A 23,544-nucleotide genomic window follows, 5' to 3' on the forward strand; every position below is an offset into this window, starting at 1 on the left:
AAATTACAAAACAAAAATGAATAATCATATTACCACTATCGCCTTTGATGCAGATGACACCCTTTGGATCAACGAACCCTATTTTCGGGAAGCAGAAAAGGAATTTTGTATACTTCTTGAGGATTATCTTCCACAGCACTCAGTATCACAGGAGCTATTTAAAACAGAAATGCAGAATCTTCACCTTTATGGCTACGGAGTAAAGGGGTTTATGCTATGTATGGTTGAAACCATCGGCAGGGTTTCCAATAATACAGCGTCTTTGGAACTGGTCAACAAAGCGATTCAGCTCGGTCAGGAACTGCTACTAAAACCGATTGAACTTCTGGAAGGAGTAACAGAGACTCTGGAAAGCCTGAAAGGAAAATACAGACTGGTAGTTGCTACAAAAGGAGATTTGCTGGATCAGGAACGTAAACTGAAAAATTCCGGATTGCAGGAATATTTCCATCACATTGAAATCATGAGTGATAAAAAAGAAAATGACTATAAAAAGTTATTAAAGCATCTCGACTGTCAGCCTGAAAACTTTCTGATGCTTGGAAATTCAATAAAGTCGGATATTTTGCCGGTACTTGAAACAGGAGGATACGCAGCACACATTCCTTATCATGTGACGTGGAGCCATGAGCAGCATGATGTCAACTTAGAACATCCGAATTTTATGGAGCTGAAAAGTATTGATGAGATTCTGAAGCATCTTACCATTTAAACCGTTAAGATTTATTAAGCAGGTAAGATTATTAAGGTAAGCTTCGCTGTAAGAAATTTTACTTCCCAATTATATTTTAAGTAAAAAAAGAGACTGTTTACAGTAAAACAGTCTCTTTTGTCATTTATTTCTTCAGACACTTTTCAAGGAACTGATCCTGCTCCCATAAAAGGTGTAAGATATTTTCTTTCGCCTGGTAACCATGAGCTTCTTTAGGAAGAAGAACCATTTTTACCGGAGCACCCAGATTTTTCAAAGCCTGGAAGTATCTTTCCGTCTGCAGTGTGAAAGTTCCCGGGTTATTATCCGCATCACCGTGTATCAGGAGAAGCGGTGTTTTCATTTGATCCGCATGCATGAACGGAGACATTGTATTGTAGATCTCCGGAACATCCCAGTAGTTTCTCTGCTCACTCTGGAACCCGAACGGCGTAAGTGTCCTGTTATAAGCTCCACTCCTTGCAATACCACAGGCAAAAAGCTTGGAATGAGTCAGAAGGTTGGCCGTCATAAAAGCACCGTAAGAATGTCCTCCTACAGCCACTTTCTTTCTATCGATGTATCCTAACTTGTCTACAGCATCAATAGCAGCTTCAGCATTGGCCACAAGCTGAGGGATGAAAGTATCGTTCGGCTCTGTTTTTCCTTCACCGATGATCGGGAATGCAGCATCATCAAGAACGGCATATCCTTTCGTTGTCCAGTAAATAAAAGATCCGTAAGACGGGAAAGTGAAATCATTCGGGTTCTGGGTATTCTGTCCTGCCGTATTTTTGTCTTTATATTCGGTAGGATATGCCCAGATCAGTAACGGAAGTTTCTCTTTTTTCGCTTTTCTGTCATAGTTGGCAGGAAGATAAAGGGTTCCTGTAAGGGTAACGCCGTCATTTCGTTTATAAGTGATCACTTCTTTGTAAACATCCTTAATGCTTTCAAAAGGATTTGTAAAGTTGGTGACAGCTTCTGCTTTATTGGACTTAATATTCTTTTTAAAATAATTCGGATACTGGCTTGACGACTGCTGAGTGGTAAGAATCTCTCCTTTTGAAGGGTTCAGGATATCAATAATGGCTTCTTTACCGTTTTTCAGATTTGAGGTATAGAGTCTTTTCTTTTTAAGAGATTTAACGTCCATTTCATCAATAAACGGATGTTGTCCGTCTTTTGTGAAGCCTTCCCCTATCAGATAGGCTTTTCCGCCTTTCATATCTACAACATATCTTCCGTACTGGTTTTTCACGGTATTAAAATTTCCCGGATCACTATACACATCCTGAGAATTTCTGTCATCAATCACTTTTGACTCTCCGTTATTCAGGTCAACCAGGAAAGATTTTGTATTTCTTGTATCATACCAGTCTTCTGAAACAATAGCGTAGTGATCATTCGTCCATGTTACACCATCATATCTTTGTTTTGTTTTGAAAAAAGATTTCGGTGCTGCAGTAAACGGAACTTCCCATGTGAAAATCTCGTCTCTGTATTCAGCTGCTTTCGACTGATCACCACCATCAAGGGCTTCAGCAAAAACCAATGTTGCCGGAGCATCGCTTCTCCAGGCCATATTTCTCTTTCCTGTTCTTACGGATGAGAAACCTTTAGGCATAATTTCATTCAGAGGAACTTCATTCACAACCTTTACTGTATTGCCCTTCATATCATACACGGTAGAGGTAACAGGAAATCTGCTTAGCGGTACAATATAAGAGAACGGTTTTTTGATCACAGATGCCATTAAATAGTTTCCGTCAGGAGAAAAACTTAATCCGGCATACATATCCTGCTCTTTTACTTTTTTAAGGTTTCCGTTCAGATCTGCACTGTAAAGCTCAGACGCTGTAAGAACTTCAAAGTTTTTCTCATCCTGAGGGTTCTTCAGAAGATCCTGGTAAGTCCTGTTTTGTGATACTTTCCCATCAGCTGTTGAAACGATAGGTCCCGTTGGTAAATCTTTACTTGAATCAATCAGAGCAGGTCTGTTCTGAGGAAGAGTTTTAATTAACAGGCTTTGGGAATCATTATACCACATATAAGGCATCCCTAAATTGGCATTCAGATTATCAGAAGTAATTTTCTTGGCAGTAGCCGACTCCATGTCAATGATCCAAAGCTCTACCCCTTTATCTGTAGTATTGGTGAAGGCAAGTTTTTTCTCATCAGGTGAAAATGAAGTATATGTAATCCTTGCATTTGCCGGAAGATTCTTTACCTGCGTTTCGTTTTTATCATTTATTTTTCTGATTTTCAGATCATTAAAATAAGTAACTGTACTTGCGATATTGGTTACCGGATTGATTCTCAGTCCTCCGAGTTTCATTTCCTGCTGGTTCAGGTCCTGAAGGGTTTTATAGGTCGGACGGTATGTAAAAACCACCCAATCTTTTTTGCTGTTCATCAGGACACTTGGCGGTCTCTGATAATCTGCCAGTTTCAGGATTTCAGCAGATGGTTTCTGGTAATTAATATTTTCCTGTGCATCATAAAAATTGAGAAATGCCAGAAGGCAAATAGTCAGTTTTATCTTCATATAAATTCATTTTCTACGAATGTAGTGAATTTTGGAGGATTGATAAAATTAAAAAAATAAGACACCTTTTAGTGTCATATATTATTTTTTTACTACTTTTATCCTACAAATTAAAATCAATATGAAAAATTTAAGAAAATTAGCAAAAGGACATCTGAAAAAGATCAACGGAGGAAGTGCACCATTATGTGAATCAGGATTCATGGCATGCAGAGTAAGAGACGAAAAGGGAAACCTGATCTGGGAATGCTTACCTCACTGCAATTATTAGAAACAGAAAACGGCACCTTTAAAGTGCCGTTTCATTTTATATCTAGTTATATTTTTACCAGTCTGAAGCTCTTTTTCTTCTTTCAATCATGTGGTCCACAGAAACCTTTCCGGCACCAATCACCATCAGCAGCAGATAGACAGACAGATAAATAAAGGCCATCTCTCTTTTCTCAAAAGGGTCTGCTCCATGCACAACAAAAGCTGCCATTACCATCGTAAAGATCAGAAATCCTAAGGAAATCCTTGTAAAAAGGCCCAATATCAGCAGGATTGAACAAACAAATTCGGCAAATACGGTAAGGATAAGAGATATCTGAGGTCCCAATCCCAAAAAATCGAAAAATTCAATTTTACCGCCTGCCAATAGCATCTGAAGTTTTGGAAACCCGTGCGAAAGCATTGCAAAACCTACAAACACCCTCACGACGAATACAATAATATCTTTAGCTATTGAGCCAGAATTTGAGTTGTTATAGTTCATTTATTAAAAAATTTACTCTAAGTTAATAAAAATCTTTTAATACAACGGGATTACAACGATTTTAGTTTAGCGGTAACCGAAATTTTTAAGATCCCTGTCATTCTTTCTCCAGTCTTTTTTCACTTTTACAAATAAGTTCAGGTGAATTTTTTTAGAGAAGAACTTTTCCAGATCCAGTCTTGCTTCAGTTCCTACTTTTTTGATTGCTTCTCCTTTGTGACCAATGATAATTCCTTTCTGGGTATCTCTTTCCACATAGATGATAGAGTCTATAAAAATGATCCCTTCTTTTTCTTTAAACTGTTCTGTAACCACTTCTACAGAATATGGGATCTCTTTATCATAATTCAGAAGAATTTTTTCACGAATCGCCTCATTCACAAAGAATCTTTCAGGCTTATCTGTAAACTGATCCTTATCATAGTAAGGTGGATTCTCAGGAAGTAAAGATTTTATTTTAGGTAAGATAATCTCTGTATTGAAAGCATTCAGGGCAGAAATAGGAAGAATTTCCGCTTTCGGAATTCTGTTGTGCCAGTCTTCTACCAGCTTTTCAAGACCGGCCTGATCGGTCTGATCTACTTTATTCAATAACAGAAGTACGGGTACAGGGATTTTATTAAGTTTGTCTATCAGAAATTCTGAAGGTTCAGCTTTATCGGTAACATCTACGATGAACAGGAATACATCTGCATCCTGTAGAGAATCTTTTACAAAATCCATCATCTTTTCCTGCAGACCATATTTAGGATCCAACACTCCCGGAGTATCGGAAAATACAATCTGAAGGTCATCTTCATTATAAATACCAAAAATTCTGTGACGGGTTGTCTGGGCCTTTTGCGTTACAATCGCCAGCTTCTCCCCCATTAATTGGTTCAGTAAGGTCGATTTTCCGGCATTGGGCTTTCCAACTATATTTACAAATCCAGCTTTGTGCATAAAAATAATATTACGAACTGCAAAGTTAGTAAAACAAAATCGGTCTTTACGGGTAATCTCAATTTTTAAAAGAAAAAAGAGAGTTATTAGACTTTATTTTACTTTAGGAAAGGACTTTAAAAGGGAACTTATTCTTTAATTTTAAGCATAATTGGTTTGAACCACAAAAGTCACAAAAGTTTTTTTAAACATTTAAGGGCACTTTAGAAAGTTTAACAGTGAACGGTAAGAAGCTCACAGAAGTTAAAATCAAAGATTTAATGAGTATCAGAATAGAATACAGCCATTAAAGAGATAAATATTTTCTTTTGGAAGAATTGAAAATTGAAGGACTGAAGAGGTGCGGGTGCTAAAAAAACATAGAATAATCTTGTATCGCATTGCTTAAAACTAATATTTTTGAATATTAGAATTCATCTTTATGAATATAGACCAGATTCTCGATTCCATTTATCTTCTTCCTGAAGCTTCCAAAAACAGCTTAAAAGAATACACTACTGAAGTTTCATATCCTAAGGGGTTTTGTCTGATGGAAGCCGACAAGGTAATTCCTTATGTCTATTTCATCCGTAAAGGAATTGCCCGTGCCTATTCTTCCACTTCGGAAAATGATATTACCTTCTGGTTTGGAAGCGAGGGCCAGTGCGTACTTTCTATGAAAAGTTATGTGGAAGACAAACCTGGCTATGAAAGCATTGAACTGCTGGAAGATTGCGACCTTTACCGTCTGGAAACAGAAAATCTTAAAAAGCTGTTCAATGAAGATATTCACATAGCCAACTGGGGGCGAAAGCTTGCAGAAGCTGAAATGATAAAATCTGAGGAACTTATTATTTCAAGACAATTTAAAACTTCTCTTGAACGGTATAAAGACATTATTACTTATCAACCGGATTTGCTTAAAAGAGTTCAGCTTGGTTATATAGCGTCTTATCTGGGAATTACTCAGGTAAGTCTGAGCAGAATCAGGGCAGAGATTAAATAATATGTTGTTTTAAAGATGGAAGCACGAAGATGGTTGATGGAAGTCTTGAAAATACCTGACATTTTGTGAATCAATCTAAAGGCAAAGGAAGATTCAGGTTTTGGCTAAAGCCAGTGGAATAAAATTTTATATTGAAAGCGGACTAAAGTCCACCCCTATTGATATTATCGGGTATATCATATTAATGATTACTCATTGAGAGAAAAGTAAATAACTGCTTCCTTTCTAAAAATATTTATTGGTTAAGAAAATAGAATATTATCCATTCAGACTATCATAACTTTCCCCTTCCAGTATCCGGCTTTTCACTTTAAATACTCTACCTCGTCTTTATTTTTTAACAATTGTAAAATTTTTTCTCCTGTTAAATTCTGAAATTTGCAGAAGAAAAATTTAAAAAAATGAATTGGATAATATTAGTTATCGCAGGTTTATTTGAAGTGGCATTCGCTTCATGTTTAGGAAAGGCGAAAGAAACATCAGGAACTGAAATGTACCTTTGGTATACCGGATTTCTGATTACGATGACAATCAGTATGTTATTGCTGATCAAAGCAACCCAGACATTGCCTATCGGTACGGCCTATGCAGTATGGACCGGAATCGGAGCGGTGGGTACTGCTTTAATGGGAATTATTTTCTTTAAAGATCCTGTAAGTTTCTGGAGAGTATTCTTTATTGTAACCCTTATTGGTTCTGTGGTAGGATTGAAAGCGGTATCTTCATCACACTAAAAAGTGCATAAACTCTATCTATATTTAAAAATGAAACCGTCTTCGCTATCGAGGACGGTTTCGCTTTTTTCAAAAAATATAAAAAGTATTTTTTCAGATAGCAATTCATCATCAATATTTATCTGATTCTATCACCTATAAAAAACAAACCGTTTTCATGATGGAAAACGGTTCTTATTTTAGCTTTTTCAGCTTCAACTTTCTTATTATTTTTTATAGACCAGGGGTAAGATCTCGTTGGTTCTCAGCCCGTATTTTTTAATTTCTTCTTCGGAAAATTTCTGAGAATAGAAATTAATTTCTGTTTCGAAACCTGCTTTTTCGAGACGGTCAAAATAATCCATCCCGTACCAGCGAACATGATCATACTGCCCGAAATGTTTCTGGCGTTCTTTAGGATCTTTGATACTGAAATCTTCATAGGTTTTCTCCAGTGAATTTTTCATCGGAACCTGAAGGATTCCCCAGCCTCCCGGCTTCATTACCCTGTACAGCTCGCTCATCGCTTTGGCATCATCTTCAATATGTTCAAGAACATGGTTACAGAAAATGATATCAAAGCTTTCATCTTCAAATGGTAAAGCCAGAATATCAGCCTTTACGTCCACAATAGGAGAATAAAGGTCTGCAGAAATATAGTTCAGGTTGCTCATTCTTTTGAACTTTCTCAGAAATTCCTGTTCAGGAGCAATGTGAAGAACTTTATAATTTTTAATAAAGAAATCAGTTTCATTCTGAAGATATAACCACATCTGACGGTGCCTCTCCAGGCTTAATGTACCCGGAGAAAGGGCATTTTCCCTTTGTTTCCCATATCCGTATGGAAGAAATTTACGGTATGACCTTCCGTCAATAGGATCATAAAACTGATCTCCTTTGAAAAGCTGATAGATAAGCGGTCTTGCCCAGATGCTCATTTTGATCAGCATCGGACGTGGAATTTTATTCAGTAAAAGCTTGGCAACCTTTTTCATTAAAAATCCAGTTGGAACGGCTTTTCTTCGTCACTTACAATCCCTAAAGCTTCATATACATAATCAAATGTAGAAAGCAATACCGGCTTACCATTAATTACAGCTACGTCATGCTCAAAGTGAGCTGATGGCATATTGTCCAGTGTTGTTACCGTCCAGCCGTCATTATGAAATTTCACTTTTTCCGTACCCAGGTTGATCATCGGTTCAATAGCAATGGCTAAACCGTCTTTGATAACCTTCCCGCTTCCCTGTCTTCCATAGTTGGGAACCTGTGGATCTTCGTGCATTTTTCTTCCTAAACCATGGCCTACAAGCTCTCTTACTACGCCATAACCTTCTTTTTCACAATGTGCCTGGATGGCATGGGAAATATCTCCGATTCTTTTTCCTCTGACCACCTGCTCAATCCCTTTGTATAAAGATTCTTTAGTAACCTGCAGTAATTTTTTAACTTCAGGTTTTACTTCACCAATCTCAAAAGTATAGGCATGATCTCCTACAAATCCGTTCAGGATCACTCCACAGTCTACGGAAAGAACATCTCCTTCTTTTACCACTTCATTATTCGGGAAACCATGAACTACCTGTTCGTTCGGGGAGATACAAAGAGAATTCGGGAAACCTCCATATCCTAAGAATGCAGGTTCAGCCCCATGATCTTTAATAAAATCATGAGCCAGCTTATCTAAATATAAAGTTGTAATCCCCGGTTTAATTTCTTTTGCCAACATTCCCAATGTTTTAGAAACCAATCGGGCACTCTCCTTCATCAGACGTAATTCGTCTATCGTTTTTAATTGAATCATTGTTGTATAGATGTTAGATATTAGATGTTAGAAGCTAGATTACAGCATAATGCTGTATTTCTATATTATAACAATCTATAAACTTTTTTTGATAAAAAAACAGAAACTTTTATTAGCCGTTAAAAACTAATTTCTAGCCTCTAATTTCTATATTCTACCAAAAAAGTCCTTTTTTCTTTTCTTTTTTAAGTTTTGAATAGGCAAGAACTTCTTTTCCTTCTACACGGAATTCGATTCTTTCCTGAATAATATTGTAGATCTCACCCCATCCCGGAAATCCTCCTAAATTCCTGTCATCAATGAACCAGTCTGCATCCAGTTTTCTGGACTGGCTCTCAGAATCAAAAACTTCACCTTCAAAGCTTGAATTCACGGCATAAAATTCAACTCCGTTCTTTGCGCAGAACTCTACCGCTTCATCTAACGTTTTTCCGTGTCTGTAGGTCCAAAGAATTAATCTGTAGCCCTCAGCCTGAAGCCTTTTCAACGTCTCGAAAGCAAAGGTTTTCGGTTTCCCGATTGCCGGATAAGCATCATCCACAATGGTTCCGTCAAAGTCAACAGCAATCTTTTTATTATTTAACATTTTGTTTATTTTTTAGCTTTGCAAAGATAAGAAATAAAAAGAGTGCCAAAAAGAAAGGCACTCAATACTTTTATAATTTAATAATAATATAGAATTATCAGCTTTTTACCCAGCTGAACTGGAACTGAAGATCCGGAGTAGCAACCCTGTCTGTGATCTTCTGTAGTCTTGCAGGAAGCTTCATCAGGTATTCCTGGGCTTTCTCTGCTTTTTCTGTAAGACCTTTCACATGCTCAATTTTCCATTCGTCCAGAAGGTCTTTCATAATATTGATATAATCCTGACCGGTATATACCATACATCTCTGTGCAGCATCTGAGAAATGGCCCCAAAGCTCTCCTGCCTTCTGCCCTGACTGTCTCATCAGGTGAGCCGGCATTACGATCTTCTTACGCATCATATCTTCAAAAGCAAGGATCATTTCCGACGGGTCTATTTCAAGGATTTTAGCTACGAAATGTTTGTAAGCTTTTGCGTGTCTGGCTTCATCTGCTGCAATTACCCCACACATTTTAGCCAGTTTTCCGTTTCCTGACTGTTTGGCCAGTGTACCTACTCTTCTGTGAGAGATATTGGTTGCTGTTTCCTGGAAACTTGTATAGATAAAGTTTCTGTACGGATCCATACTGGTTCCAAGATCGAAACCGTCATTGATTAAATATTGAGTTGTAATTTCTACTTCTCTCATATTAACTCTTCCGCACAGATAAAGGTATTTGTTCAATAGATCTCCGTGTCTGTTTTCTTCGGCAGTCCAGGCTCTCACCCAGTTGGCCCAGCCCACTTTTTCTTCCTGATTGATCCCGTCAACTCCCATCAGCCAGGATTCATAGGAAGGCAATGCTTCTTCTGTAATACAGTCGCCGATCAGGGTAACAAACAGATCGTAAGGCATTTCACGGGCAAAAGTCTGAATTTCTTCTAAATCGTGTTTAAATTCTTCGCTTGAAGGATCAGGCAAATAATCGGAAGGCTGCCAAATTTTTTCAATTGGCGTTAAAAATTTATCAAGAAAAGAACTCACTTCCTTTTCCAATATTCCCATTACTTCTTTCCTAACAAGCTTTTGATACATTTTTATATTCAGTTTTAATTAACAAAGATATGATTTATTTATTATTTAGCGCATAATAAAGTATGCAACTCATACCTTATCTGACATAAATCATAAAAAAATGCCGATATATCAATATAACGGCATTTTTTTAACATTATTATCGAATTTTAGCTCACTAAAATATCTCCTGTCATGGCATTTGGTCTTTCTACCCCCATTACTTTCAGTATGGTAGGCGCTACATCGCCCAGTTTTCCTGGCTTCAGCGTCCATTCATGATCTTTATCCATCACGATAAAAGGTACCAGATTGGTAGAGTGCTGGGTATTAGGTGTTCCGTCTGCATTGATCATCACGTCTGAATTTCCATGGTCTGCAAGGATGAAGACAGCATATCCGTTTTCGTAAGCGGTTGTTGCCACTTTTTCGATGCATTTATCTACGGTTTCTGCGGCTTTTACAGCAGCTTCAAAAACTCCTGTATGGCCAACCATATCTGTATTGGCAAAGTTCAGGCAGACAAAATCAGCTGTTCCCTGCTCCAGTTCCGGAACAATAGCATTGGTAATATCATAGGCTGACATTTCCGGTTTCAAATCGTAGGTCGGAACATCTTTCGGGCTTGGACATAATAATCTTCTTTCGCCGTTGAATTCAAGTTCTCTTCCCCCCGAAAAGAAGAAGGTTACGTGAGGATATTTTTCCGTTTCTGCAATTCTGATCTGGGTTTTGCCATTTTTTTCAAGGACTTCCCCCATTGTTTCCGTCAGTACATTTTCATCAAATACTACCTGCACATTCTGGAATGTCTTATCATAGTTTGTCAATGTAATATAATAAAGGTTCAGCTTTTTCATTCCATATTCAGGGAAATCCTTCTGTGAAAGCACTTCTGTGATTTCTCTACCTCTGTCTGTACGGAAATTGAAACAGATCACCACATCATTGTCAATGATCTTCGCAACCGGCACTACGTTTCCTGTTGCCGTTGTATTCACCAAAATGACAGGTTTAAGGAACTCATCGGTTACATTATTGTCATACGAAGTACGGATTGCTGCCAGGGCGTCTGTAGTCTGCTCTCCTATACCTTCTACAAGGGCATCATAGGCAAGCTTTACACGTTCCCATCTTTTATCTCTGTCCATCGCATAATATCTTCCCACAACGGTTGCCAGCTTTCCGGTGGTAGCCTCCATATGTTTCTGAAGCTCATCAATAAATCCAAGTCCTGAATGCGGATCGCAATCTCTTCCGTCTGTAAAGGCGTGAACAAAGACATTTTCATTCAAGCCGAAATCTTTTGCTGCAGTCAGTAACCCTTTTAAGTGATTGATATGTGAATGTACACCTCCGTTGGAAACCAAACCGATGAAGTGTACTTTTTTGTTTTCTTTTTTAGCATATTCAAATGCATCCTGAATGACCTTTTCCTGGCCTAACGTTCCGTTCTCCACTGCCATATTCAGTTTTACCAGGTTCTGGTACACTACTCTTCCGGCTCCCAGGTTCATATGCCCTACTTCAGAATTTCCCATCTGACCTGCAGGAAGACCTACAGCAAGGCCGCTCGCTTCAAGGGTAGTATGAGGAAATTTTTGGTAACAGCTGTCTATAAATGGTGTATTTGCTTTATCTATTGCGGAAACGTCCGGGTTTGTTCCCAATCCCCATCCGTCAAGAATTGCCAGTATTGCTTTTTTCGACATTTTGTAAAACTTTTGTTATACAAATTTACCGAATTTCCGATGAATAGAAGAATTTGGACTCCTGAATTTTATTTATCTCCATTTTATTCTATATACTGCATCGGATAAAAGAAAAAAAATCTGCAAAATCAACAGGATCTGTAAGAGAATAATAAGTCTCGCAGATTATGCTGATTTCGCAGATTGATAAATTATTGTATTTCAAAACGCTTCTATATCAAAGTATTCTGATTGTCTAATCCGTTCTAATCTTTAAAAAAGTCGTCGAACTTCATTTTATTTTTCTTTGTATATTCCTGGATATAGCGATCCAGAAACCCACTTTCTTTCAGGAATAACAGAGGGTTTTTAATATTCAGAATATCATGAATCGCCTTATGTTTGTCTGTCTGTTTATTGAAATAAGCTTCGGTAATTTTATATCCTATCCAATATCCAAGGTCATTGGGACGGTCATCTTTTTTACTCACTCCGTACAGCCAATCTTTCTGCTCTTCCTGTTTCAGAATAGATACAAATTCTTTGAACAATCTATCAGAATGGGCCTCCCCATATTGGAACGGTACGGGATTGATATGTTCCCCGGAGATAAATTCCCCGATGAAATCTGCTCCGCCTTCTACTAAAGATTGTTTCAGTAAAGTGTTTTTTCCTTCAACATTCTGTTCAAAGTGGATCAGCTCATGAGCAATAAGTCCGGTAATGCCGTCAAGGTTTTTAAGCATTTCAGTCCCGATGATAATTCCATCATTAGAGGACGTTCCTCCGGAATTAAATCTTCCGTATACAAAATATACCGGTGGAAATTTAGCTTCCGGATACCAGTATTTCAGGGCACTGTAGATTGCCCTTGTCTTTTTTTCCTTTTGATTTATCCCAGCCAGCACATTACGGCTTTTCAGATAGTCTTCCCTTCTCTTTTTTACTTTTGAATATAATGAATCGGCATTGATGATTCTGAATTTTGTAAAACCTTTCACTCCCGGAGAGCCATCTTTTACATAGTCAGCAAACGGATTTTCTTTAGAAGTTTCCATTGTATCAAATGCTTTCCAGAAGCGGTAGGTATCTTTTGTTTCAAATACAGCATTTAGCGGATCACCGGAGAAAGCGGTCTGAGCTTTGGAGATTCCAAAAGTCAGTAGCAAAACAGCAACAAGGTGGTTGGTTTTCATATTAGTTTTTTAAGTTATAAAATCCGTCAAAAATATAAAAAACTTCAGCATAACCTGAGATTTATCTTCATATGAGGGGAAATTATATATTTATTTTACATGACTTCAGAAGATTATCAGACCAAATATTTCCGGAAAAGCCAGCATATTATTTTATAAATTTTATTTATTAATCAGTAAATCTTTTTAATTTTGCTCTATGGATTTACGAGATCAATTGAAGAATCTTTTTCCTGATCATGAAGAGCAGGATTTTGAGATGCCTGAAGAAGCATTCAAGCAGAAGGAACCTTTGGTATGCAAATTTGAGAAAAAAGGGAGAAACGGTAAGCCTGTAACGATTGTTGAAGGCTGGGAAGGCAGTGAAGAAGACCTTAAAAAAATCTCAAAGAAAATAAAAACCACCTTAGGCATAGGCGGTTCTGAGAAGGATGGAACGATCATCATTCAAGGAGATAACCGTGATAAAATAATGAATATCCTTAAAGAAATGGGATACAAGACCAAACGTGTTGGCGGGTAGATCTAGAAATAGATCCGGGTATCCGGCAGTAAGGTCTTTAAATTTTCAATTTTATTTTTTTCTATAGGATTTCCTGTAAGAATCAAGGTTTTCAGATTTTTCAGCTGACTGATTTCTACAGGAATATCTTTCAGATTATTGTTGGCCAGATTCATGCTGACTACATTTTTCAGTCCTTTTATTCCGGGGGGTATTTCTGTGATATTGTTTCCGCTTACATTCAGGAATTCAAGGTTTTTAGCCTTAAACAGGTTTTCCGGAAGTTTTGCAATCGCATTTTGCTGCAGTTCAAGATATTTTAAGTTTTTGGGAAAAGATAAGTTTCCGAGATCATTAATCTGATTATCGGAAAGGTTCAGGAATTTTAAATTTCTGATCCTGTAAAGCCCGTCTGCAATAAAGCTGATCTGGTTTCCCTGCAGGTTAATTTCTTCCAATGCAGGAATATTCATCAGGGCCTCGGGAAAGACATTCAGATTATTGGCATCAAAATGAACGACTTTTAAATTCTGTAGCTTTGCCAGATTAGGATTAATACCAGTCAGACTGTTCAGATTCATGGAGAAAGTGGTCAGTTTTTTAAGCTGTCCGATTTCATCAGGAATATATTTAATACTGTTTTCGTTGACATTCAATATTTCCAGCTCTTTTAGTGCAAACAGCTCCTGATCCATTTTTTCAAGCTTATTGGCCATAATATTCAGGAAAAACAATGAATCCAGCTTTACGATCTGTGGAGGAAGGTTGAACATTCCTTTTTCTCTGAAGCTTACACTGTAAACAGCTTTTTTACTGTTTAAAGCATCTTCAATATTGGTAAAAGTAGGATATTTTACCGGATCGATCTGGGCTTTTGCCTGAGAAATTGCCAGAATGGAGATGAATAAAAAAAGCTTTTTCATATAAAAATATTTATAGTTTTTTAAATGCCTGTGCAATTGCATCAGATGCTTTGTCATTTCATTTTTCTTAATGATGCAGGGTATTTAAAAAACAGAAAGGAGTTCCGGCAGCTTTGCTGCCGGAACTCCTGAATTACTGATAGTTTACTTCTTTAAAAGTTTTACAGTCTTCTGGAAACCTCCTTCTGCTTCAATATTCAATACTAAAACACGTGAACCTTCCAACTGTTGTGTAAAGTCCAGATTCAAAGAGGTATTGGTACCGTTGAACTTCTTTGTATAAACGATTTTTCCGTCTAAGCTGTAAGCTGTTACTGTAATATCTTTCAATCCTTTTGCAGAATTGATCTTCACCATTCCTGAAGTAGGATTAGGTGCTATTGATACCGTATTTTCAGCCGTTTTGTTTTCAATTGTTCCCAAGGAACCTTCGATTCCTAAGTTATTTTTAAGAGCAATCACAATCGTTGCAGACTTGCCTTTATAGTTGATAGTGTTTCCTGTAGCATCCACATCCGTAGAGATTGTTGAATCCGGATGCTGGATTGAGAAGAAACCAAATTTATGATCCGGAGTAAATGTAAGTCCTGTAGGTTCTGCACCTGCCGGCATGGAAGCAAACAGTTTCACTTTCGGATTAGCCTGTGTATGATCAGGGGCAATTACCCAGATATAGTTTTTACCACCATCCTGAAGCACCCAAAGGTTACCAAGTTCATCAAAAGTAAGGTTATCATTTCCATCTCCCCACGCTTCAGACTTCATTCCCTGAGCAGTATTGAAAGAATATACTGAGTTGGCTCCTCCTACAAATGTTTCTACCTGTGATGCCGTTGCTCCGTCATCCTTTAAACGGTATACTTTATCCAATCCTTTTGCTGTGAAGTAGATTCTGCCATCCAGAGGGCTGATATCCACATCTTCCACCCCATTGAATCTTGTTCCTCCTAATGACAATGCCAGTTGCGCTGTATTGTTCTGATCTGTTTTTTCTTTATTCGGAACCTGAATCCATGTGGCAGTAGACACTGTAGGATCTCCTGCCGTTAATCCCTGATCTAGTTTTAATACATAAAGGTTTCCTGAAGAAAGGTCATTCGGAGTATCCATCACATATTTATACACCATGTGGGTTCCACCGTCTTCTCCGTAGTAAGCTACCGTTCCTGCATTGTTGATCACTACATTTTCATGGTTCATGATTCCCATCTGCCAAAGTTTACCTTTGGTTCCGTTAGGGTTTTTAGAGATCACCTGAGCGGTTGCAGGGTCTATTTCAACCAGCCAGCCGTAATCTTTGTACCCATCAGCATTTACATCATTTGAAGTAACAGATTCTTCAGCGGTCACGATAGTTCCCCAAGGGGTAACACCACCTGAACAGTTTCTGATCGTCTGTACAAGACTTGGATCTGAGAAGCTTACTGCTCTTGATTTGGTCAGTTCCCAAAGTTTGGTTGCGCCGTTATAGTTGATCTCTGCCATGGTAACTCCACCAGGGTTGGTTTCATGGTTTACGGAAAGATACCCGTTGGTACTGCTTCCTGCTTTGGCAACATATCCCGTAAAGTCATTCTGACCTCCTACCAGACCTCCGCCTTCTGTATAGCTGTCACCCTCTTTTAAAATAAGCTGGTATTTGTGTTCTGCCGGAATGATCAGTTTGTCTGTCTGTGCAGTAGGCACAATAGAAGTAAAGCAGCTGATGTGGGTTCCGTTACAGGCTACAGGTGTTGTAGTAGTGGCTGTTGTTTTAAGATAGGCATCAATTCTGAGATCTGAACTGGTTGCACTTCTGTTATGTAACTCAACAGAAATCCTGTTGACACCGTTTACGAATTTTGATTTCGGAATAGAGAAAATATTGTACACATTTTCTGCCGCCCCGTCAATGATTGTACTGGAAAACGTATTGAAAGTAATCACCCCAGCAGGCATATTGTCTCTTACTACTTCTTCACCGTTAAGGTACACTACAATCCCGTCATCTCTCATCACTCCAAGCTCCATATTATCTGAAAGAGCAGAAAGGTCTACCGTGAAATCCTTTGCAAAATATGCTGTAGTAAGCCCTGAACTGATCGTAGTTGTTACAGGATCACCATATCCCAGTGGTGCATTTCCCGTAGCCCAGGATGAAACATCATAGGTTTTAGCATTCCAGCCGGCGGGCTGAGCCTGGTTGTTGTCTTTGTAGCTCCAGGATGTTCCCTGATTGAACAGGAAAGTCTGTGCATGGATTCCCGTACTCGCCAATAAAGCCAGGGCTCCGATTGTTAGTAGTTTTTTCTTCATTTTTTATTTGATTTATTAGACCCTGCAAAACTATTTTTTTCAGAATCGTCCTCTGTTAATAGGATTTTAAATATAGATTCGTGAATATTAATTAATTTAAAACCTAATGTTAAGGAGATTAAGTTTGTGTTAAATGATACGGGGTTCGAGATTCGGGTTTTGAGTAGGATGTAAAGACAATTATTGTATGTTCTAATGGGCATGTATGTTTATCATATTTGTTTATTGGTTCAAAACAGTTATGTTCAACAAGCTAAAACAGTAAAAGAAGAGAAATTTTATTCGAAAACAAGAATATTTTAGAAGATAATTTATTTTAAAAACAAGCTTTATTCATATCTTTTAAACCTTTATATTTGTTATTATGATTGACACAGCTATGCAAAATAAAAAAATACATCAGGGCAGAAATATCAAACGTTTCCGTGAAATGCTGGGTATCAAACAGGAAGCCTTAGCCTTTGAATTAGGAGACGACTGGAATCAGAAGAAAATCTCTCTTTTGGAACAAAAAGAAACAGTAGAGTCTGATATTCTCGCTCAAGTGGCTCAGATTCTTAAAGTTCCGGCAGAAGCAATTGAGAATTTTGATGAAGAACAAGCGATAAACATTATTTCCAATACAGCCTCTTTTGATAATTGTCAACAACCTGCCTTTTTTAATAATCAACCCACTTTCAATCCTCTTGACAAAATGATTGAACTTTATGAGCGTATGCTGAAGCAACAGCAGGAAATGATTGATAAGCTGGAAAAGCTGATTCAAACAAAATAAAACAGATTGACCCGATCTGTAAAATAATTTCAGGCTAAATTCCGAAACCAGTGTAGACATTTACACAAGTTTCAGAGTTTAGCCTGGTTTTATTAAAAACAATATCGTACTACCTATCCCGAGTGACACATCCCGTCTATTTCGCTTTACTCACATCCGTAAGTGCATTCAGAAAGGCAATAATCTGTTTGATTTCTGGTTCGGTCAGGTTCAGTTTATCCGGAGCCAGCGTTTGATTTTTCATTTTTAATCCTAAGCCTTCTCCGCCGCCTTCATTGTAAAAATCGAGTACTTCTTCTAACGTATTAAACGCTCCGTTATGGAAATAAGGTTTTGTAAGGGCAATATTTCTGACCGTTACTGTTTTGAATGAATAATCATAAATCCATGATTTTTCTTTTTTCACCGGGCTGTTTCCTCTTCCCAAATCCTGATCCAGTTCTATAGGAGTCTGTTTGATCGGTTTGGTTGTGACACCTAAAACTTCAGATTCATTTTCATTGAAAAACGGCGGTACCAATCCGGAAAAATGAGGAGCAAAATGGCAGGTAGCACAATTCGCTTTCCCCATAAACAGGTTGAATCCCTTTTTCACATCATCAGAAACATTCTTTTCATTTCTCATAAAACGGTCAAAATCACTGTCGAAAGAATACAAAGAAGCCACATATGAGCTTAAAGCTTTGGAAAAGTTCTCCTTACTGATATTTCCGTCTTTGAACGCCTTGCGGAATACTTTTTTATATTCAGGGTTTGTTTTCATTTTCTTAATAATACTTTCATAGCTTGTATTAAATTCCTCTTCATTATAGATTACATGCTCTGCCTGCTGCTCAAGATAGAAAGCCCGCAGGTCATAGAAAAATCTTTTGGCAAAAACTGCATTATATAAGGATGGTGAGTTTCGCAGCACTGTTTTCCCTTCTACATTGCTTTGCGACCTGGCTTTAAGGTCTGTAAATGCATTTTCCTGAAGGTGACATGTGGCACAGCTCATTTTTCCGTTTCCGCTCAAATTCTGATCATAGAAAATTGATTGACCCAGATTACGGAGTTCCGGATTATCTTCTGAAGATTTCAATAAAGTATAAAAATAGGGATCCAGAAAATCACTGCTGAAAAAATTCTTATTACCTACATTCCATCCGGAAAACTCTTTGAGATCATCAGGTCTTCCGTCCCACCTACCCAGTTCTTCGTACAACGGCTGTATGTATTTTTTATAAAATTCTATCCTGTCGAAAGTTTCAAAATCAGTATTTTTTGAAAGATAGCTTATCGCTTCTGTTAAAATCTGATCAGCCTTCCGGGTATCATAATTCCTGAAATAAGGATCATCATTGAGGTATTTCTGCATTCCCGAAAGTGCGTGTTCTGCTTCTTCAGAAATATTTAAAGATCCCGGAGTATCAAAGCCGGTTACTCCTAATGAATAGATCCTGATAAGCTCAATGCGTAAAGGCAATGTTCTGTTGTTTCCTTTGCTCAAGCCGTTTTTCACTGAGCTGAGGTAGAATTTTGAATAGCTGTTGTATAAAAAATCGGTGATGGTCTTTATTTTTTCTTTTTCATCTCCTGCTTCTTCTGAAAAAATCAGTTCATCCAGGACCTGCAGACCTTCCGGCGGCAATGTATAAGCTGAGGTTCCTGCAGCCTCTATATGAAATAACGGCGCTGCATTCAGATGGGTTTTGGTAAATTCCGGATAATGATAAGCGATGTAAAATTCAATTTCTTTGAATGAGTTTCTCGTACTGCTCAACGATTTCCGTAATTCTTCAAGGGTAATCCTGTCTTCTGAAAACTTGCGGACATCTGATTTCAGCTTCTCAAGTTGAGTCTTAAAGTCAGAAAGCCCCTGATTAACAAATGTATTTTCACTTTCTTTTCCTTTATAAACCGGATTGAAAGACATTACTGCAAACCCTATCAGAAGGATAACAACAAGCAGTGGATACGATCTCATGAATTTTTAGGCGCAAAAGTATTCATCTGATGTTATCTCAGTTTTAATAGCAGATTAAATAATGTTTATATTTCCGGTATCATATTTTTCACTAATTTTAAACCCCGAAATCAAAATTCATTATTCTGAAAAAGCCGGTTGTTCCAAAATACCGGTAAAATAATGGTGAGGAGATATTGGGAGAGGATTATTTTAATTAAATTCAACACATCAAAAACTAAAATAGTATTATGAAAACAAAGCTATTGATTGCCTTTGCTGCCAGCTTCCTTTCTATGACGGCATTTTCACAGAAGAAAAAACCGCAGCAGCAGGTACAACAGTCTGAAAAGAAACAGGAAATGGCCGTGTATGCTGAAAAAAAAGGGAATGATTATTACCTGGTACGTCTTGAGAAAGATAAAGCCATTCCTAATGTTTATGTTTATTCCAACGGGGTTACCAAACCTTATAAAACGTATACGGATCTTAAAGACATTGTAATGGAGTTCCCCGGAATGATGGCTTCCAACAATTCTACCAAAGAAGAACTGATTTCCGTTTTGCAAAAAGACAATCATTTCTACGAAGTCACCTCACAAAGAAAAGACCCTAAAAACATCGAAAAGACCGTAGTTACCGTATATGAAGTAATGAACGGCCAGAAAAGAATTGTAGAAGAATACAATGACATCTACGAAGTGATGGCCTCTCCTTATAAAGATGCTATTCTCATTAATTAAAAAACAAAAAATATACATATTATGCTAAACAAACTTGCTGCCTCAGAACTTGTTCTGAATGAAGACGGAAGTGTATACCACTTAAATCTTTTACCTGAAGATATTGCTGACAAAATCATCCTTGTAGGTGACCCGGACAGAGTAGCAAAAGTTTCAAAATATTTTGATACGGTAGAGATCAAAAAAAATAAAAGAGAATTTTACACTCATACAGGAACGCTTCGTGGTGAAAGAATCACCGTAATGTCAACCGGTATTGGTACAGAAAACATCGATATCGTGATGAACGAGCTGGATGCTTTGGTGAACATCGACCTGAAGAACAAAGAGTTCAAAACGGAACACAAAGCCCTTGAGCTATTCCGTATGGGAACATGCGGCAGTGTAAATCCTGATGTACAGGTAGACAATATGCTGGTTACCCAGAATGTTGTAGGATTGGACGGGCTGATGCATTTCTACCAGGATTACAACTTTGAAAATGAGTTTTCTAAAAGCTTCCTTGAAAGATTCCCTTATGAAAGAATCAAGCCTATGCTTTATTTTTCAGACTGGGCAGAAGAAATGGGAGAATATTATAAAGATGCCAAATACCACGGAAATACGGCAACATTCCCGGGGTTCTATGCGCCACAGGGAAGACAGCTTCGTTTAAAAGCAGTGGATGATCAGTTCCTTGAAACATTAAATGACCTTGGCATAACCAATTTCGAGATGGAAACTTCTGCGATCTATGCTCTTTCCAAATTGTTGGGTCACAAAGCGATCACTGTAAATAACGTTATTGCCAACAGAAGACGTGGAGAATTCTCTGCAGATCATCATGCTTCTGAAAAGAACCTGATTACATGGGTGCTTGACAGAATTATTAAGTAATTATTTTATTTACCTATAAAAAAATACCTCCGGAAAAAATTTCCGGAGGTATTTTTTATGGTTTTAGCCAGAGCCAGTGGAATTTTATTGTAAAATTTTGTTCATTTCATGATTCATTGAAACTCACCACTCATCTTTTCATTCCGTAGAAATCAAAATATAAACGTTAAAAACAACACAGAGATTCCTTAGGAATCACAAAGATATCAATAGAAATTCTGTAAGTAAAAATAACTTAACAACAATCAATGCTTACAAATGGAAAGTCCTCGGGTCAGCATACTGAAATACAAAATCCAGTTCAGTCATCATTTTTGTGGAAATTATTTTTCTGCCTTCCGGTTCTGTTTCCTCGGCAAATGGCAGGCTTTTCTGGGCATGAACCACAGCATCTTTGGATGGGTGAAGAGGAGCGCTGATATTGTAGAGCTTTCCTTCTGATCCATTTTCAATCATTTTTATGATCGCCGAACAGATATCAGTATAATGAATATGATTAACAGGAGCATCTAAAGCAGCTATATTATAATTTTTAAGCAGTCTGTTGTCTCCCATCAAACCGGCTAATCTCAGAATATTGGTCTGTGGATATGTGTTTCTTACTATTCTTTCTCCTGAAACTTTTTCAATAGGCATATCTTCCTCTGTCAGTTCCTTCGCAACATCCGGATATACTCCGGTTGAACTCATCAGAAACATTTGCCCTTTAAAATTCCCAATAAATGATGATAAATTCCGGATCCTGTTATACAAAGAACTTACACAGCAGCTTTTTTCTGAAACCGGAATGGTAATCATTAAAACATCAAGACTCTCAATGACATCCCATTGCGGCAATGGTTTTTCCAATTGAAAATCCGGAAAAGAAACTACTGTTGCATTCATCCCTCTGTCATTCAGTTCTTTTGCTTTATCCGGTGTAGTTGTTGTGGTATACAATTCATATTTACCAGACATGGCATTAGCGATTCTCTCCCCAAGCCAGCCGTAGCCGATGATTCCTATTTTCTTCATATTCCAAAAATAATGATATTAACGATATGTATTTCAAAAATAAACAGGATAAGAAAATAAAAGGACTTCCCAAAGGAAGCCCTAACACCATATCAACTATAATAAAACTTATTATCTCAATTAAAATTCATTGATCATCACATAAAAATGTGCTGAATATAAACTATCTGCACTTCCTGATATATTGGTAAGATTAATCGCAATCCTGGACGTTGAAACCAGCCTTGGATTTGAAATTGAAAAGGAAGAATTTCCTGCAAAATCCCCGGCAGGAGAAACTGTTACTACAGCTCTTGTAGACCCGGGCTGCATAGCTGCCGGAACCGTAATCTCAACGGTTGTAGATTTTCCCGGCGGCATATTATGGATAGAAACTCCGGGCCATACCTCGAAAGTGATCTGGTTTTTCTGCACAGTACCCTTTTCTCCCAGTTTATATTGCCCGTTCACATCCAGTTTTGCAGACATATTCGGAGCCCCCGTGCCAATACCTACATTTACATCATTATTCCCCAGCACAATGGTATTGGCCTGTGAGGTCGTTGCTCCATATCCTATCGCTGTCGAATATTGCCCCGAAGCATTAGCTCCCGAACCTATTGCAGTTGAGTTTTGACTGTTGGTAACAGCATTATATCCTAAAGCGGTCTCACTATTTGTATTGGTTTTTGCATTATATCCCAGCGCTATAGACTGAAATCCTGTTGCCGAAGCGTGGTTTCCGATGGCAGTGGATTCATTATTGCCGGTTTGTGCATTATATCCTATGGCTGTTGATTTGAATCCTCCGGCTATAGATTTATTTCCTATTGCCAGTGCATCATTAGCTGAAACGGCTGCTGCACTACCAATTGATATGCCCTGAAATGCTGAACTTGAACTTCCGATGGCAATTCCATTCTGTCCTGCATCTGCCCCGAGCCCAAAGCTTACAGAATTATCAGCTCCCAATCTGCCGGCTGTTGAAGAATTCACCTTAAAGACGAGATCATCCCGTGTTTTTGTTCCTAATGACAGATTGGTATTGGCACCTCCATAGTTTCCCACGTTGGTACCGGTAAGATTCCAGCTTTCACCATCACCTTTAGTGGTTTCAGCAGTATTGGATAAGAGTTTATTCCATTTTGAATGATACCAGTAGTAAAATCCCGCTTCTGCAAAGCCCCCATTACCATTATTCCATACGATCAGCCCGTCTGCCGGAGCAGGTACCGTAACATTATCCGTAGTTGAGGTCAAAGCAATGCTGGGTAATAATATTCCTTTATCTTTTGCACTGATATGCAACATAGCTGAACGATCAGGATTTGGTAAACCGATCCCCACCTGAGCATGTAAAGCAAAACTAAACAGCAGAGAAAGAAGGCTTAACCAAAATTTACAATTTTTTTGCATCAACTATGTTTTTTGAGGATGCAAATATACATATTTTTTAATAAATCAATAATATTTTTACTGATTCAATAATTAAAAACACTTAAAAGTGAGTAATCATACATTTACTCAC

22 protein-coding genes are annotated in these 23,544 nt (G+C 37.8%); 8 read left to right on the top strand and 14 right to left on the bottom strand.

Annotation, left to right across the window (positions count from 1 at the left end):
- The first annotated feature begins 16 nt into the window (after positions 1-16).
- Entirely contained in the window at positions 17-712 is a 696-nt protein-coding gene (locus ACTJJF_RS06545; protein ID WP_440699102.1) for an HAD family hydrolase, read from the top strand.
- 124 nt (positions 713-836) lie between these two features.
- Here the strand turns inward: ACTJJF_RS06545 and ACTJJF_RS06550 are convergent, their stop codons facing one another.
- Positions 837-3,239 carry a S9 family peptidase gene (locus ACTJJF_RS06550; RefSeq protein ID WP_440699103.1) on the bottom strand — a complete coding sequence of 801 codons (2,403 nt, stop codon included), beginning with the start codon at positions 3,237-3,239 and terminating at the stop codon, positions 837-839.
- A 121-nt stretch (positions 3,240-3,360) separates the two neighbouring features.
- Here ACTJJF_RS06550 and ACTJJF_RS06555 point away from each other — a divergent pair, with 121 nt between their 5' ends.
- Positions 3,361-3,510, top strand: a complete 150-nt coding sequence (locus ACTJJF_RS06555) for a bacteriocin-like protein (RefSeq protein ID WP_440699104.1) — start codon at positions 3,361-3,363, stop codon at positions 3,508-3,510.
- Between the two features lie 54 nt (positions 3,511-3,564).
- On the opposite strand, the gene ACTJJF_RS06560 is transcribed toward ACTJJF_RS06555, so the two are convergent.
- Together ACTJJF_RS06560 and era are read right to left on the bottom strand one after the other, a co-directional pair.
- Complete coding sequence (locus ACTJJF_RS06560) at positions 3,565-3,993, bottom strand: DoxX family protein (RefSeq protein ID WP_312301558.1); 429 nt, start codon at positions 3,991-3,993, stop codon at positions 3,565-3,567.
- Positions 3,994-4,059: 66 nt separating this feature from the next.
- Positions 4,060-4,935 carry a GTPase Era gene (era, locus tag ACTJJF_RS06565; RefSeq protein WP_065397597.1) on the bottom strand — a complete coding sequence of 292 codons (876 nt, stop codon included), beginning with the start codon at positions 4,933-4,935 and terminating at the stop codon, positions 4,060-4,062.
- A gap of 421 nt (positions 4,936-5,356) precedes the next feature.
- Between era and ACTJJF_RS06570 the strand changes: the two genes are divergently transcribed.
- Together ACTJJF_RS06570 and ACTJJF_RS06575 are read left to right on the top strand one after the other, a co-directional pair.
- The gene (locus ACTJJF_RS06570; protein WP_440699105.1) at positions 5,357-5,920 is read left to right on the top strand and encodes a Crp/Fnr family transcriptional regulator; all 564 of its coding nucleotides are present in this window, start codon (positions 5,357-5,359) and stop codon (positions 5,918-5,920) included.
- Between the two features lie 401 nt (positions 5,921-6,321).
- On the top strand, positions 6,322-6,654 hold the full coding sequence (locus ACTJJF_RS06575; protein WP_045496196.1) for a DMT family transporter: 333 nt from the start codon (positions 6,322-6,324) through the stop codon (positions 6,652-6,654).
- Between the two features lie 206 nt (positions 6,655-6,860).
- Here the strand turns inward: ACTJJF_RS06575 and ACTJJF_RS06580 are convergent, their stop codons facing one another.
- The 6 genes from ACTJJF_RS06580 to ACTJJF_RS06605 form a co-directional block, all read right to left on the bottom strand.
- Positions 6,861-7,628 (bottom strand): class I SAM-dependent methyltransferase, encoded by a 768-nt coding sequence (locus ACTJJF_RS06580; protein WP_440699106.1) that lies wholly within the window; start codon positions 7,626-7,628, stop codon positions 6,861-6,863.
- The gene (gene map, locus ACTJJF_RS06585) at positions 7,628-8,437 is read right to left on the bottom strand and encodes a type I methionyl aminopeptidase (RefSeq protein WP_312301536.1); all 810 of its coding nucleotides are present in this window, start codon (positions 8,435-8,437) and stop codon (positions 7,628-7,630) included. The genes ACTJJF_RS06580 and map overlap by 1 nt, the downstream gene beginning before the upstream one ends.
- 154 nt (positions 8,438-8,591) lie before the next feature.
- Positions 8,592-9,023, bottom strand: a complete 432-nt coding sequence (locus ACTJJF_RS06590; RefSeq protein ID WP_312301533.1) for a BT0820 family HAD-type phosphatase — start codon at positions 9,021-9,023, stop codon at positions 8,592-8,594.
- Positions 9,024-9,120: 97 nt separating this feature from the next.
- Positions 9,121-10,098, bottom strand: coding sequence for an acyl-ACP desaturase (locus ACTJJF_RS06595; RefSeq protein ID WP_065397591.1), 978 nt, complete (start codon positions 10,096-10,098; stop codon positions 9,121-9,123).
- Between the two features lie 149 nt (positions 10,099-10,247).
- Positions 10,248-11,789: a 2,3-bisphosphoglycerate-independent phosphoglycerate mutase gene (gpmI, locus tag ACTJJF_RS06600; protein ID WP_440699107.1), complete on the bottom strand. Its 1,542-nt coding sequence runs from the start codon at positions 11,787-11,789 to the stop codon at positions 10,248-10,250.
- A gap of 245 nt (positions 11,790-12,034) precedes the next feature.
- On the bottom strand, positions 12,035-12,964 hold the full coding sequence (locus ACTJJF_RS06605; RefSeq protein WP_440699108.1) for a DUF2268 domain-containing putative Zn-dependent protease: 930 nt from the start codon (positions 12,962-12,964) through the stop codon (positions 12,035-12,037).
- Positions 12,965-13,163: 199 nt separating this feature from the next.
- Here ACTJJF_RS06605 and ACTJJF_RS06610 point away from each other — a divergent pair, with 199 nt between their 5' ends.
- Positions 13,164-13,487 (top strand): translation initiation factor, encoded by a 324-nt coding sequence (locus ACTJJF_RS06610; protein ID WP_047099033.1) that lies wholly within the window; start codon positions 13,164-13,166, stop codon positions 13,485-13,487.
- 2 nt (positions 13,488-13,489) lie between these two features.
- On the opposite strand, the gene ACTJJF_RS06615 is transcribed toward ACTJJF_RS06610, so the two are convergent.
- Positions 13,490-14,389: a leucine-rich repeat domain-containing protein gene (locus tag ACTJJF_RS06615; RefSeq protein WP_312301520.1), complete on the bottom strand. Its 900-nt coding sequence runs from the start codon at positions 14,387-14,389 to the stop codon at positions 13,490-13,492.
- A 144-nt stretch (positions 14,390-14,533) separates the two neighbouring features.
- Complete coding sequence (locus ACTJJF_RS06620) at positions 14,534-16,684, bottom strand: alkaline phosphatase PhoX (RefSeq protein WP_440699109.1); 2,151 nt, start codon at positions 16,682-16,684, stop codon at positions 14,534-14,536.
- Between the two features lie 364 nt (positions 16,685-17,048).
- Between ACTJJF_RS06620 and ACTJJF_RS06625 the strand changes: the two genes are divergently transcribed.
- Complete coding sequence (locus ACTJJF_RS06625; RefSeq protein WP_440699110.1) at positions 17,049-17,459, top strand: helix-turn-helix transcriptional regulator; 411 nt, start codon at positions 17,049-17,051, stop codon at positions 17,457-17,459.
- Between the two features lie 136 nt (positions 17,460-17,595).
- Here ACTJJF_RS06625 and ACTJJF_RS06630 read toward each other — a convergent pair whose 3' ends face one another.
- On the bottom strand, positions 17,596-19,425 hold the full coding sequence (locus tag ACTJJF_RS06630) for a cytochrome-c peroxidase (RefSeq protein ID WP_440699111.1): 1,830 nt from the start codon (positions 19,423-19,425) through the stop codon (positions 17,596-17,598).
- Between the two features lie 230 nt (positions 19,426-19,655).
- Here ACTJJF_RS06630 and ACTJJF_RS06635 point away from each other — a divergent pair, with 230 nt between their 5' ends.
- Positions 19,656-20,147 carry a hypothetical protein gene (locus ACTJJF_RS06635; protein ID WP_312301509.1) on the top strand — a complete coding sequence of 164 codons (492 nt, stop codon included), beginning with the start codon at positions 19,656-19,658 and terminating at the stop codon, positions 20,145-20,147.
- A 21-nt stretch (positions 20,148-20,168) separates the two neighbouring features.
- Positions 20,169-21,023: a nucleoside phosphorylase gene (locus ACTJJF_RS06640; protein ID WP_065397584.1), complete on the top strand. Its 855-nt coding sequence runs from the start codon at positions 20,169-20,171 to the stop codon at positions 21,021-21,023.
- Positions 21,024-21,275: 252 nt separating this feature from the next.
- On the opposite strand, the gene ACTJJF_RS06645 is transcribed toward ACTJJF_RS06640, so the two are convergent.
- Both ACTJJF_RS06645 and ACTJJF_RS06650 read right to left on the bottom strand, forming a co-directional pair.
- The gene (locus tag ACTJJF_RS06645) at positions 21,276-22,037 is read right to left on the bottom strand and encodes a hypothetical protein (RefSeq protein WP_440699112.1); all 762 of its coding nucleotides are present in this window, start codon (positions 22,035-22,037) and stop codon (positions 21,276-21,278) included.
- Between the two features lie 120 nt (positions 22,038-22,157).
- Positions 22,158-23,432 carry a hypothetical protein gene (locus ACTJJF_RS06650; protein ID WP_440699113.1) on the bottom strand — a complete coding sequence of 425 codons (1,275 nt, stop codon included), beginning with the start codon at positions 23,430-23,432 and terminating at the stop codon, positions 22,158-22,160.
- Between the last annotated feature and the right edge of the window lie 112 nt (positions 23,433-23,544).

The sequence above is a fragment of the Chryseobacterium sp. 22458 genome, assembly GCF_052044975.1.
Classification (GTDB): Bacteria; Bacteroidota; Bacteroidia; order Flavobacteriales; family Weeksellaceae; genus Chryseobacterium.